Raw genomic sequence first — 12,206 nt, forward strand, 5'->3', positions numbered from 1 at the left:
GGCCCGGGCTGCGGGGCCTCGGCTCGCGGACGGGGTCGGTGCCGCGTCGCGGCGTCTCCTCGGGTGTCGAACGTTCGGGCACTGGGTCGTTGGGGGCGTGTTGCGTTCGACACCCTGCGGGGAGCGCCCCGACACGTCCCCTCCCGGCATCGTGGGGGCGCGGGCCCGTTCGGCCCTGGGCTGCGGTCGGCAATGCGAGTGTGGGGCGCCGTGTGTTCGGCACCCTGCGGGGAGCGCCCCGGCGCGTCCCCTCCCGGGATCGTGGGGGCGCCGGCCCGCTCGGCCCTGGGCTGCGGTCGGGCAATGCCGGTGTGGGGCGCCGCCCGTTAGGGGTCGTGGGGATGCGGGCCTGCTCGGCCCTGGCGCCGGTGTGGGGCGCCCTGTGGGGAGCGGCCCGGCGCGTCCCCTCTCGGGATCGTGAGGGCTGGACGGGCGGGCCCCCCGCTGCTGAGCTCGGGGGGCCCGGGGTGGTTACTTCTCCGTTACTCCTGCAGAGTCGAACGTCGCCACCTCGTGCATCGCGCGCGCCGCGCTCTGGACCACCGGCAGGGCCAGGAGGGCTCCCGTGCCTTCGCCGAGGCGCAGGTCCAGGTCGACCAGGGGGCGCAGGCCCAGCTTGTTGAGGGCGGCCACGTGGCCCGGTTCGGCGCTGCGGTGGCCCGCGATGCAGGCCGCCAGCGCCTCGGGGGCGATCGCGCGGGCCACCAACGCGGCCGCTCCCGCGCTGACGCCATCGAGGATCACCGGCGTACGCAGCGACGCTCCGCCGAGCAGGAAGCCGACCAGCGCCGCGTGCTCCAGGCCGCCGACCGCCGCCAGGACGCCGATGGGGTCGGACGGGTCCGGCTGGTGCAGTTCCAGGGCGCGGCGTACGACATCGACCTTGCGGGCGTGCATCTCGTCGTTGATGCCCGTACCGCGGCCGGTGATCTCGGCCGGGTCCTGGCCCGTGTAGACGGCGATCAGGGCGGCCGAGACCGTCGTGTTGGCGATGCCCATCTCGCCGGTGACCAGCGCCTTGTTGCCCGCCGCCACCAGGTCGCGCGCCGTTTCGATGCCCACCTCGATCGCGGCGAGCACCTCCTCGTGGGTGAGCGCCTGGCCCGTGGTGAAGTCCGCCGTTCCCGCGCGCACCTTGCGGGGCAACAGGCCGGGGGTGGACGGGAGTTCACCGGCCACACCGACGTCCACGACGCAGACCTCCGCGCCCACCTGGCTCGCGAACGCGTTGCAGACCGCGCCGCCGCCGAGGATGTTGGCGACCATCTGAGAGGTCACTTCCTGCGGCCAGGCCGTGACTCCCTGGGCGTGGACACCGTGGTCACCGGCGAAGATCGCCACGGCCGCGGGCTCGGGGATCGGTGGCGGGCACATCCGGGACAGGCCGCTGAGCTGCGCCGAGATGATCTCCAGCATGCCGAGCGCGCCGGCCGGCTTGGTCATGCGCTTCTGGCGTTCCCACGCCTCGCCGAGCGCCTTGGCGTCCAGCGGGCGGATGTTGGAGACCGTCTCCTGGAGGAGGTCGTGCGGCTCCTCACCGGGCAGCGCGCGACGGCCGTACGTCTCCTCGTGGACGACCCAGGAGAGCGGGCGTCGCTTGGACCAGCCCGCCTGCATCAGCTCGGGCTCCTCCGGGAACTCGTCGACGTACCCCACGCAGAGGTACGCGACGACTTCGAGGTGCTCGGGCAGGCCCAGGGCGCGGACCATCTCCCGCTCGTCGAAGAAGCTGACCCAGCCGACGCCGAGTCCTTCCGCGCGGGCGGCGAGCCACAGGTTCTCGACCGCGAGCGCGGAGGAGTACGGCGCCATCTGCGGCTGCGTGTGGCGGCCCAGGGTGTGGCGGCCGCCGCGGGTCGGGTCGGCGGTGACGACGATGTTCACCGGGGTGTCGAGGATGGCCTCGATCTTCAGTTCCTTGAACTGCTTCGCCCGGCCCTTGGGCAGCGACTTGGCGTACGCGTCGCGCTGGCGGACCGCCAGTTCGTGCATCGTCCGGCGGGTCTCGGCCGAGCGGATGACCACGAAGTCCCAGGGCTGGGAGTGACCGACGCTGGGGGCGGTGTGCGCGGCTTCGAGGACGCGGAGCAGGACCTCGTGCGGGATGGGGTCGCTGCGGAAGCCGTTGCGGATGTCGCGGCGCTCGCGCATGACGCGCAGGACCGCCTCGCGCTCGGCGTCGTCGTACCCGGGGGCCGGTGCGGAGGCCGGGGCCGGCGCCGAGGCGGCGGCTTCGGGAGACTCCTGTGCCGCCTCGGGCGCCGCGGGCTCCGGGGCCGGCGCGAGGTCGGGTACCGCTTCCGGCTCGGGGGCGGCGGCGATCGCCGGCTCGGGCTCGGCCACCGGCTCCGGGTCCTGCTGTACGGGCGGCTCCGCCGCGGTGCCGCCGTCGCGCGGGGCGGGCACCAGGACAGGAGCGGGGGCTTGCGCCACCGGCTCCGTGTCGGGCAGGGCGGAGGAGGTGTCGGTGGCCGGGGCGGCCGCTTGCTCCGGGATCGGAGCTGCCTCCGGCTCCGGCTCCGGCTGCGGCTCGACGACCGCTGCGGCCGGCTCGGGGGCCGGCTCCTGCGCTGCCTGGGGCGCTTGTGGCTCGGGCTCCTGCGCCGCCTCGGGCGCCTCGGGCTCGGGGGCGGTGACGATCGACGGCTCGGGCTCCGGCTCGAAGGCCGTCGCCTCCACCGGCGCGGGCTCGGGCGCCGCGGTGGGCTGCGCCTCGGGCTCGGGGGCCGCCTCGGGGGCGACAGCGACCGGGGTCGCTTCCGCCACCGGCTCGGTCGCTTCCGCCACCGGCTCGGTCGGCTCCGCGACCGGCGCGGCGACGACCGGCGGCTCGGCCGGGACGAACTCGGCGGCGGGCTGCGGCTCCTGTGGCGGCAGGGGCTGCTGGGGTTCGGGTTGCTGCGGCACGGGCTGCGGGTCCGGCGCGGCCGGGGCCGTGACGGCCGGCTCGGGCGCCGTCGGCTCCGTGACGGCCACCGGTTCCGGGGTCACCGGTTCCGCGACGGCCACCGGTTCCGGGGCCACCGGTTCCGGGGCGGCCGGAGCGGGCGCGAGTTCCTCCGGGGCGGGCGCGGGGGCCGGAACCGGCTCTGCGGCCTGGGCCGGCGGTTCCGGAGTGACAGCCTCCGGAACGACCGTTTCTGCGGGGGTCTCCTGGGGCGCCGGGGACTCCTGTGGCTGCGGCTGCGGCTGCGGCCAGGAGGTGACGGCCTGCGACGGAATCATGCCGAGCTGCGGCCCGGGCAGCGCGGCCGCCTCGTCGCTCGGGATGTCCAGGTACTCGGGCCCGGCGACCGGCGGAGCCGGCTGCCGCACGGGCGCCGGGCTCTGCGGCATCGCGGGGGCGCTCGTCGTGCCCGCCGCGGGACCCCGGTCGGCCAGCGACCGTACGACGCCGCCGGTCGCGTCGGGCACCGGCGGGCCGAGGTGGAGGGGACGCCGCGCGGGCGCGGGCGCCTGGGCCGGCGCGGGCGCGGGCTGCGGCGTACGAACGGCGCTGAGGTCGACGGAGCCGGAGTCGCGGCCACCGGTCTCGTGCGCGCCCGGCGCGTCCGTCCGGAGCTCGGGCCGGGGCAGCGGCTCGGGAGCACCGGCCGGGATCTCGGCCTGCGACGTCTCGGTGGCCTGCTCCGCGGCCTCGGGAGCCCGTACCGCGGGCTGCGGCACCTGCTGTATCTGCGGCGGCACCTGCGTCTGGGGCTGCTGCGGCGGTACGACCTGCGGGTCGCTCCACGCGCCCTGCGCGCCCGGCATCAGCAGCAGGTCGTCGTCCTCGGCAGCGCTTTCGGAGGGTTCGAGGAAGGTGTACGCGTCCGGAGCGGGGATGCCCGGCTGCGCCACCATGCCTGCGTCCTCCGGCAGCCCCTCGCCCGGGATCCGGCCGGTGTCAGTCATGCGTACCCCTCGCCCATCGCTTGTGCTCCTTCGGCCCTTCGCCCGGGACGCCCGCTCGCGGCATGTCCGGCACCCGCTTCATCAACAACGAGCGTCCCTGTCGCGCGGCACGAAAGCCCCGCCGACACCATGCATTCTCGCGGCCGTTCGCCGCCAGGGCGGGAAGTCCCGCCACGGTCCGCTGTGGGCTGCGCCACGTTGCGCGCCCCCCGGCTGCGCCGTACCACACAGAGCTCCAAACCGGGCCCTTTTTCCGGACATTGGCGAACGAAGCGCCGAACGCCCGGCTGCGGTACAACGATCGGCCAGCCTACCCCGCGCCGTGCTGCGGCATCATCACGGGGCGCGGTCCCGGACACCGGCCACCCCCGCGTTCACCTGGACGCTTCGCGCCGCTCCTGGACGCCGGAGAGCAGGAAGACCACCGAGCGGTCGCGTTCGGACCAGGCGTCGGTGTCGAGTTCGACGGACTGCAGCAGCGCGCACTCGACGGCGTAGCCCCCCTCGGCGAGCGCCCGGCCGATCGCCTCCGCCTCGTCGCGCGTGGACGCGTGCGTCACGATGCGTTCGGGCCTGCGGTCCGCGCAGGCGGAGACGACGGGCACTCCGCCGCCCCCGATGCGGACGACGTCGGGCTCGGGCAGGTTCTCCAGGACGTACGGCGCCCGGCCGTGCACGACCTGGAGCTGTACGCCGAAGCGCCGGGCGGCGGCCGTCGTACGGCCGCACGCGTCCGGGTCGGCGTCGACGGCGATGACCGCCGCGCCGAATCTGGCCGCCTCGACGGCGAGGGCGCCGCTGCCCGAGCCGATGTCCCAGACCAGGTCGCCGGTGCGCGGTCCGAGGCGGGCCAGCTGGGCGGCCCGCAGGCCGGGGGACGCGCCCTCCCCGGCCGGTGCGCGGTCCGGGCGGGCGTGCTCGCCGTCGGCGTACGCGCCTTCGGGCAGCGCCCAGCCCCGTACGGCGGGCGGGTAGCCGGGGTCGCGGCCGCCGATCCAGCCGCCGCCCGCGCCGCCGGGACCGCCGGGGCCGCCCTGACCGGCGGCGGAGACGGGGCCGGCGCTGCCTCCGATGACGATGACGACGTTGGGGTCGCGCCAGGCGTGGTCGGCGGCCTTGTCGGACGTGAGGACGGTGACCTGCTCGCGGGCCGTGCCCAGTTCCTCGCAGATCACGAAGGTGCGGTGGACGCCTTCGAGCAGCAGGGCGAGTTCGGCGGGGCCGGCGCCCGGCGACGTGAGGACCGCGACCTTGGGGTGCGCGCGGCACACGTTGACGGCGCGGCGCAGCGTGCGGCTGTGGGCGACGACGATCTGGGCGTCGTCCCAGGGCATCCCGGCGCGGGCGAAGGCGGCGGCCACCGAGGAGACGGCGGGCACGACCTCGACCTCCAGGCCGTGCTGGGGCGCGCGCAGGGTGCGGACGACCCCGAAGAATCCCGGGTCCCCGTCGGCGAGGACGACCGCCGTGCCCCGGTGCCCGGCGATGCGGCGGGCGGCGAGGTCGACGCTCCCGAGGCGGATGCGCTCGGCGGCCGGCGGCACTTCGGGGAGCGCCAGGTGGTGTCCGGCGCCCGCGACGAGGGTGGCGGCCGCGAGGGCGGACCTGGCCGCGGTGGTGAGCGGCGATCCGTCCCAGCCGATCACCGTGACCCGGTCGGCCATCCTTGTCAGTCTCCTGGAGTCGTCGCTGGTGGTGCGTTGGATGGGGTGGCTGTGGCTGCTGTTGCGGCGGCGGGCAGGGTGAGCGTATCCGGTACGGACCAGGACGGCCTCGGGCGGGCGGTCAGTTCCAGTCGTTGTACGCGCCGTAACCGCCCGCGTCGGCCATCCGGTCGGCCACGCCTTCGAGGTCCTCGGGCAGCAGGCTCCAGACGATCAGGTCCGTGCGGATGTCGGTCCAGCCGCCGTCCGTGCCGTTCTCGGTCCGGGTGCGCGCTATCCAGGCGTTGCGCAGGACGCCCTCGCTTATGCAGCCGATCTTCTGGGCGACCTGCTGGGAGGCGGTGTTGTCGGCGGCGGTGCGCAGTTCGAGGCGCTCGAACCGCTGGTCCCGGAAGATCCACTGGGCGACGGCGAGCACCGCCTCGGTGGCGTACCCCTCGCCGCGCGCCCACGGCGCCGTCACGTAGGCGACCTCGGTGGCGCGCGTGCGCCAGTCGGTGTGCCGCAGGTGGACGGTCCCGACGAGCCGCTGGGTGAGGAACTCGGTGACGGCGAAGGCGATCCCGCGGCCCTGGGTGCGCTCAGCAGGAGCGATCCTGCGGACCCAGCGCTCGGCGTCGAGCGTGGTGTAGGGGTGGGGTGCGGCGGTCCAGGCGATCACCATCTCGTCGCCCATCATCTCGGTCAGCGCGGGGATGTCCGACTCCTCGAAGGGGCGCAGCACCAGCCGGTCCGTGCTGATGGAGATGTCCGGGAAGGTGGTAGTCATGCTCAGCTCCATGCCGTGGACCGTCGTGAGGGACGTAAAGGCACAGCATGCAGCATCATCGCCGCCGTGCGCATGGCCGGGTGGCGGCGCTCCGGGCGCGCGAAGGCCCCGCGCGGCCCGTGGGGGGCCGGCGGGGCCTTCGCGTACAAGGACCGTACGGGCGTCAGGACTTGACGGCGCCGAAGGCCGGCACGATCGAGCCGGCGTACTTGTCCTCGATGAACTTCTTGACCTCGGCGGAGTTGAGCAGCTCGGCGAGCTTCTCGACCCGGGCGTCCTTCTCGTTGCCCTTCTTGACCGCGAGGAAGTTGGCGTACGGGTTGCCTTCGGCCTTCTCGATCGCCAGCGAGTCCTTCGCGGGCTCGAGGTCGGCCTCGATGGCGTAGTTGCCGTTGATGACCGCCGCGTCGACGTCGTTCAGGGCGCGGGGCAGCGTGGCCGCCTCCAGCTCCTTGAACTCCAGGCCCTTCTTGTCCTTGATGTCGCTCAGCTTGGCGTCCTGGCCCGCGCCGTCCTTCAGTGTGATGAGGCCGTTGTCCGCGAGCAGCTTGAGCGCGCGGCCCTCGTTGGTGGTGTCGTTGGGCACCGCGACCGTCTGGCCGGGCTTGATGTCCTTGAGGTCCTTGGACTTCTTGGAGTAGAGGGCCAGCGGCTCCAGGTGGACGTCGGCGACGGGCACGATGGTGGTGCCCTTCTTCTTGTTGAAGTCGTCGAGGTACGGCTTGTGCTGGAAGAAGTTGGCGTCGACCTCGCCGCTCTGGGTGGCGGTGTTCGGCAGGACGTAGTCCGTGAACTCGCGGACCTCGAGCTTCAGACCGGCCTTCTGCGCCAGGTTGTCCTTGACGTAGTTCAGGATGTCGGCGTGCGGCGTCGGGGACGCTGCGACGACGAGCGCCTTGGAGGCGTCGGCCTTGCCGCCCGACTCGGTCTTGGCGCCCGGGTCGGAGGCCGTGCCGCAGGCGGTGAGGCCGAGGGCGAGGGCGGCGGAGGCGGCGGCAGCCGCGGTGATCTTGATGTTCTTACGCACGAAAAGTGCCTCTTTCTGGGTGTTGCGGTGGTGTCGCCCGGACAAGGAGTGCGGGCTTGCTTGGGTCGGGAAGTTCGGGGGGCGCGCTAGGAGGCGGTACGTCCGCGTCGCGCGAGGAGCCGGATCACTCCGTCGCCGATGAGCTGGACGAGCGTCACGAGCGCGACCAGGATGACCACGGTGACCAGCATGAAGTCGGTCTCGAAGCGCTGGTACCCGTAGGTCACGGCCTTGCTGCCGAGCCCCTCGCCGCCGACCGCGCCCGCCATCGCCGAGTAGCCGACGAGCACGATCACGGTGGTGGTGATGCCGGAGATCAGGGACGGCAGCGACTGCGGGAGCAGCACCTTGAAGACGACGGTGGGTACGCCGCCGCCCATGGCCTGGACCGCCTCGACCAGCCCGTGGTCGACCTCGCGGATCGCGGTCTCGACGAGACGGGCGAAGAAGGGGATGGCGCCGATGGCGAGCGGCACGATCATCGCGCTGGGGCCGATGAACGTACCGACCACGAGCGTGGTGAAGGGGATGAGGGCGATCAGCAGGATGATGAACGGCAGCGAGCGGCCGATGTTCACGATCACGCCTACGACCTTGTTGACCGCCACGTTCTGGAGCAGTCCGCCCTTGTCCGTGAGGACGAGCAGGATGCCGAGCGGCAGGCCGCCGATGACCGACACGACGGTGGACCACAGCACCATGTAGAGCGTGTCGATGGTTCCCTGCGTCAGCAGGGGCTGCATCTCCGACCAGTTCACTTGGCGCCTTCCTTCACCAGGGCGGAGCCGGCGGTCCGCGCCGGTACGTCCGCGGGGCCGTCGACGACCTCGACCTGCAGCCCCTGCTCGCGCAGGAAGCCGACGGGGACGACGTTCTCCTCGTACCGTCCGGGCAGCTCGATGCGCATCCGGCCGATCTGCTTGCCCGCGACGGTGTCCATCGCGGCGCCCAGGATCGAGATGTCGATGTTGTACGTGCGCGAGAGCTGGGAGATCACCGGCTGCGTCGCGGCCTCACCGTGGAAGGTGACATCGATGACGGTGCGGCCGGGGCCCGAGGCCTGGCCGCCCACCGGGAACAGTTCCTGGGCCAGCTCGGAGCCGGGTGTCGCCAGGAGCTCGCTCACCGTGCCGGACTCGACGATCCGGCCCTTCCTCATCAGCGCGGCCGAGTCGCAGATCGTCTTGACGACGTCCATCTCGTGCGTGATGAGCAGGACGGTCAGGCCGAGCTGCCGGTTGAGGTCGCGCAGGAGCTGGAGGATCGAGCGGGTGGTCTCGGGGTCGAGGGCCGAGGTGGCCTCGTCGGAGAGCAGGACCTTGGGGTCGCCGGCCAGGGCGCGGGCGATGCCGACGCGCTGCTTCTGGCCGCCGGAGAGCTGCGCGGGGTAGGCCTTGGCCTTGTCGGCGAGGCCGACGAGGTCGAGCAGTTCCAGCGCCTTGCGGGAGCGTTCCTGTCCGGACACGCGGAGGATTTCCAGCGGCAGTTCGACGTTGTCCTGCACGGTGCGCGAGGACAGCAGGTTGAAGTGCTGGAAGACCATGCCGATGCGGCTGCGCGCCTCGCGCAGTTCCTTGCCGGCGCGGCGGCCGCGGCCGGCGAGCGCGGTGAGGTCCTGGCCGGCGACGGTCACCGTGCCGGCGGTGGGCCGCTCCAGCAGGTTGACGCAGCGGATGAGGGAGGACTTGCCGGCGCCGCTCTGGCCGATGACTCCGTACACCTCGCCCTCACGGACGTGCAGGTCGACGCCGTCCAGGGCGGTGACTTCGCGGCCACGCGATGGATAGACCTTGGTGAGGCCCGTAGTGGTGATCACAGGGTTTCCGTCACTGTCGAGTGCGCGGCGCGGTGTCCGCCGGGCACGGGGCATGTCGTCTTGTGGACGTGGCACGGCTGGGTCGGTGGGTACCGGAGGCAACGCGTGCGCGGGGCAGGCGGGCCCGGTCCGTGGAGTACGTACGCACTCGGTGGACGCGGGGCGCGGCTGTCGGGGTCTCGCTTCGGGGCGCGAGGCTCAGGCAGGGGCCCTCAGAAGGCGCACATTCGACACATACAACGAGCACCGGGCGTCATCGTCGCCTCGGTCGCAAGGGTGCGGCTGCTCGTCGTGGTCATGCGGATGAGTAAACCAGACGTGCGTACGCATCGATCGACACCGTCCGAATAGCGGACACCTTTGTCTCGCCATCGGACCCTGTTCCGTCGCTGTCAGTGAGCGACGACGATCCGCACACCGTCGCCCGTGGCCAGCGCCGACACCGCTGAAAGGTCGGGCACGACGATGTCTGCGACCAGCTCGGAGGCGGCGTGGGTTGTGGCCAACGCCACGGTCCTCATGCCCGCCGCGCGGCCGGCGGCGAGCCCGGCGGGGGCGTCCTCGAACACCACGCAGCGCGCCGGGTCCACGCCGAGCCTGCGGGCCGCCGTCAGGTACGGCTCCGGGTCGGGCTTGCCCCGGGTGATGTCGTCCGCGGTGATCATGGCCTTGGGGTGGATGCCCGCTTCGGCCAGGCGCGCCTCGGCGAGCCTGCGGGTGGCGGAGGTGACGACGGCCCAGCGGTCGGCAGGAAGGCTCGCCAGCAGCTCGGCGGTGCCGGGGAGCAGCACGACCCCGCCGGGCTCGGTCACGTCCTCGACCTCCAGCTGCTCGATACGGGCCACCGCGCCCGGCACCACGTCGGGCGGCAGGAGGTCGGCGGCGATCTCTGCGGCGGGGCGTCCGTGCAGCTCCACGGCGGCGAAGCGCTCGGCCGATATGCCGTACTCCCCCGCCCAGCGGGTCCAGCAGCGGATCACCGACTCCAGGGAGGACAGGAGTGTTCCGTCGTTGTCGAACAGGAGGGCGTCGGCGTCGATCTTCATGGGGACCGACCCTAAGCCCACCCGTTGTCGCGGGCGTAAACGGTCGTAATACGCTCGTCGTCATGCTCGACGCCCTGACGGTCACCCTCTCCGTGGCCGCGCTCGCACTCGCCGCGTGGTGCGGTTACGCCGCGTTCCGCGATCAGCCCACCAAGGACTGGCACTTCATCGGCATGGCCGTGGTGTCCCTGCTCGCGCTCGCCCAGGTGGTCGTGGGCGTCGTGCGGCTGGCGGGGGGCGACAAGCCGGACGAGGGCGCGGTGATCTTCGTTTCGTACCTCCTCGGCGCGCTCGCGGCGGTGCCCGCCGCCGGTTTCCTCTCCCTGGGCGAGCGGACCCGGTGGGGCTCGGTGACCGTCTCGGCCGGCGCGGTCGTGCTGGCCGTGCTCGAAGTCCGGCTGCACGACATCTGGGGAGGCTGACATGGGCGGGACGGTCGCGCGGGAAGGCGCCGCCGGTTCGCGCGCGCGGCTGGTCCGGGGGCCGGGGCTGCTGCTGGTCTGGCTCTACGGCGTCATGTCGGTCGGCGCGGTGTCCCGCTCCGCCTACCAGATCGCCACCGAGTACGACCGGGCCCCGCTCGCGTACACGCTGTCCGCGGTGGCGGCGGTGGTGTACGCCTTCATCACGTACACGCTCGTCCGGGGCGGCGAGAGGGCCCGCCGGGCGGCGCTGGTGTGCTGCGCGGCGGAGCTCGTGGGGGTGCTGGTGGTCGGCACCTGGACGCTCATCGAGCCGTCCGCGTTCCCGGACGCGACGGTGTGGTCGGCGTTCGGGAGGGGCTACCTGTTCATCCCGGTACTGCTGCCGGTGACGGGCATCGCGTGGCTGCGCGGGTCGCGGCGGAGTTAGGCGGGCGGCCGGGTACGGACACCGGACGCCCGCCGAACCGCTAGGCGCTCGCGGCGAACGACCGCGCCGCCGGCTCCTTCTGCAGGGTCACCAGGGCGAAGCCGGGGGCGATCTGCTCGGTGGCGACCGGGGCGTAGCCGTGGCTGCGGTACAGCCGCAGGTTGCCCTCGCTGCGGTGACCGGTGAAGAGCTGGAAGCGCTTGGCGGCCGGCTCGCCGGCGAAGTACCCCTCGATCGCGTCGAGCAGCCTGCCTCCGAGCCCGTGCCGCTGCATCCGGGGATGCACGATGAGCTTGGCGATCCTCGCGGTCCCCGCCTCGTCGACGGCCGCGCGCACCGACGCGACCACCTCGTCGCCGAGCCGCGCCACCAGGGTGTGGCTGCGGTCGAGTTCGGCCCGCAGGTCGTCGAGGGTCTGGGTGAGCGGCTCGATGCTGTAGTCGCCGTACAGCTCGGCCTCGCCCTGGTAGCACAGGTACTGCAACTTGAGGATCTGCTCGGCATCCTGCGCCGTTGCCGCTGAGATGGTCACGCTCATGCCCATGTGTGCATGCCTCCCGCTCGCCTGATACGCCGGTTGCTTATCGCTCCTTTCCCCTCAGCTCAGGAGCCGCAACCTCCGCCGCGAGCATTCTGCGCAGGCATCCCAGGCAACGGGAACGCATCGGTCCCAAACTGCCTTGTGACATTCCCAACTTCCCTGCGATTTCCCGGTACGTGGGATCCGCCGGCGACAGCATCGCGTCCAGCAGCCGCGCGCACCGGCCCGGCAGCCTGCCGACCGCCGCCCGCAGTACGCGCCGCCGTTCGGCACTCAGTGCGGCGCGTTCCGGGCAGGCGGTGTCGGTCGTGGCGGCCGGCGGGCAGGGGTACGGCAGTTCGCGCCGCGTCGCGCGCCGGGCCAGGCTCGCCTCGGTGCGCACCGCGTGCAGCAGCCAGCCGGCCGGGTCGGCCGGCGGGCCCGCCCCGTCGAGGAGTTCGAGGAGCCGCAGCCACACGGCCTGTTCCAGGTCGCCGGGTTCGACTCCCCCGCTCGCGGCCTCCGCCACGGCCTCGGCGGCGAGCAGGGGGCGCAGCGTACGGAAGAGGTCGTGCGCGTACGAGGCAGCGGAGGCGGACGGGGCGACGGAGGCGGCCG

The 12,206-nt window shown here is 73.2% G+C and carries 11 protein-coding genes; 2 read left to right on the forward strand and 9 right to left on the reverse strand.

Annotated elements, in window-relative coordinates; translation table 11 throughout:
* Positions 1 to 471: 471 nt before the first annotated feature.
* From cobT to E2E34_RS23525, 7 genes are all read right to left on the reverse strand, one after another.
* Positions 472 to 3,894: a nicotinate-nucleotide--dimethylbenzimidazole phosphoribosyltransferase gene (cobT, locus tag E2E34_RS23495; protein ID WP_138903907.1), complete on the reverse strand. Its 3,423-nt coding sequence runs from the start codon at positions 3,892 to 3,894 to the stop codon at positions 472 to 474.
* Between the two features lie 374 nt (positions 3,895 to 4,268).
* A complete protein-coding gene (cbiE, locus tag E2E34_RS23500) occupies positions 4,269 to 5,558 on the reverse strand; it encodes a precorrin-6y C5,15-methyltransferase (decarboxylating) subunit CbiE (RefSeq protein WP_138903908.1) in 1,290 nt (429 codons plus the stop codon).
* Positions 5,559 to 5,679: 121 nt separating this feature from the next.
* Entirely contained in the window at positions 5,680 to 6,327 is a 648-nt protein-coding gene (locus E2E34_RS23505; protein WP_208765313.1) for a GNAT family N-acetyltransferase, read from the reverse strand.
* Between the two features lie 163 nt (positions 6,328 to 6,490).
* Positions 6,491 to 7,354 (reverse strand): MetQ/NlpA family ABC transporter substrate-binding protein, encoded by an 864-nt coding sequence (locus E2E34_RS23510; protein WP_138903910.1) that lies wholly within the window; start codon positions 7,352 to 7,354, stop codon positions 6,491 to 6,493.
* A gap of 86 nt (positions 7,355 to 7,440) precedes the next feature.
* The gene (locus E2E34_RS23515; protein ID WP_138903911.1) at positions 7,441 to 8,112 is read right to left on the reverse strand and encodes a methionine ABC transporter permease; all 672 of its coding nucleotides are present in this window, start codon (positions 8,110 to 8,112) and stop codon (positions 7,441 to 7,443) included.
* On the reverse strand, positions 8,109 to 9,170 hold the full coding sequence (locus E2E34_RS23520) for a methionine ABC transporter ATP-binding protein (RefSeq protein ID WP_138903912.1): 1,062 nt from the start codon (positions 9,168 to 9,170) through the stop codon (positions 8,109 to 8,111). Before E2E34_RS23520 ends, E2E34_RS23515 begins: the two co-directional genes overlap by 4 nt.
* Positions 9,171 to 9,562: 392 nt before the next feature.
* Entirely contained in the window at positions 9,563 to 10,216 is a 654-nt protein-coding gene (locus E2E34_RS23525) for an HAD-IA family hydrolase (RefSeq protein ID WP_138903913.1), read from the reverse strand.
* Between the two features lie 62 nt (positions 10,217 to 10,278).
* Here E2E34_RS23525 and E2E34_RS23530 point away from each other — a divergent pair, with 62 nt between their 5' ends.
* A complete protein-coding gene (locus E2E34_RS23530) occupies positions 10,279 to 10,638 on the forward strand; it encodes a hypothetical protein (RefSeq protein WP_138896904.1) in 360 nt (119 codons plus the stop codon).
* A gap of 1 nt (position 10,639) precedes the next feature.
* A complete protein-coding gene (locus tag E2E34_RS23535) occupies positions 10,640 to 11,068 on the forward strand; it encodes a hypothetical protein (RefSeq protein ID WP_138903914.1) in 429 nt (142 codons plus the stop codon).
* Positions 11,069 to 11,108: 40 nt separating this feature from the next.
* Here E2E34_RS23535 and E2E34_RS23540 read toward each other — a convergent pair whose 3' ends face one another.
* Positions 11,109 to 11,612, reverse strand: coding sequence for a GNAT family N-acetyltransferase (locus E2E34_RS23540; protein ID WP_138903915.1), 504 nt, complete (start codon positions 11,610 to 11,612; stop codon positions 11,109 to 11,111).
* Between the two features lie 37 nt (positions 11,613 to 11,649).
* Entirely contained in the window at positions 11,650 to 12,144 is a 495-nt protein-coding gene (locus E2E34_RS23545; protein ID WP_138903916.1) for a sigma-70 family RNA polymerase sigma factor, read from the reverse strand.
* Positions 12,145 to 12,206 lie beyond the last annotated feature (62 nt).

The sequence above is a fragment of the Streptomyces albidochromogenes genome, from assembly GCF_005981925.1.
In the GTDB taxonomy this organism is placed as follows: domain Bacteria; phylum Actinomycetota; class Actinomycetes; order Streptomycetales; family Streptomycetaceae; genus Streptomyces; species Streptomyces albidochromogenes.

Excerpts from the sequence above, each read along its gene's own strand:
- cobT (WP_138903907.1), bottom strand. The coding sequence starts at position 3,894 with ATGACTGACACCGGCCGGATCCCGGGCGAGGGGCTGCCGGAGGACGCA.
- cbiE (WP_138903908.1), bottom strand. The coding sequence starts at position 5,558 with ATGGCCGACCGGGTCACGGTGATCGGCTGGGACGGATCGCCGCTCACC.
- E2E34_RS23505 (WP_208765313.1), bottom strand. The coding sequence starts at position 6,327 with ATGACTACCACCTTCCCGGACATCTCCATCAGCACGGACCGGCTGGTG.
- E2E34_RS23525 (WP_138903913.1), bottom strand. The coding sequence starts at position 10,216 with ATGAAGATCGACGCCGACGCCCTCCTGTTCGACAACGACGGAACACTC.
- E2E34_RS23530 (WP_138896904.1), top strand. The coding sequence starts at position 10,279 with ATGCTCGACGCCCTGACGGTCACCCTCTCCGTGGCCGCGCTCGCACTC.
- E2E34_RS23535 (WP_138903914.1), top strand. The coding sequence starts at position 10,640 with ATGGGCGGGACGGTCGCGCGGGAAGGCGCCGCCGGTTCGCGCGCGCGG.
- E2E34_RS23540 (WP_138903915.1), bottom strand. The coding sequence starts at position 11,612 with ATGGGCATGAGCGTGACCATCTCAGCGGCAACGGCGCAGGATGCCGAG.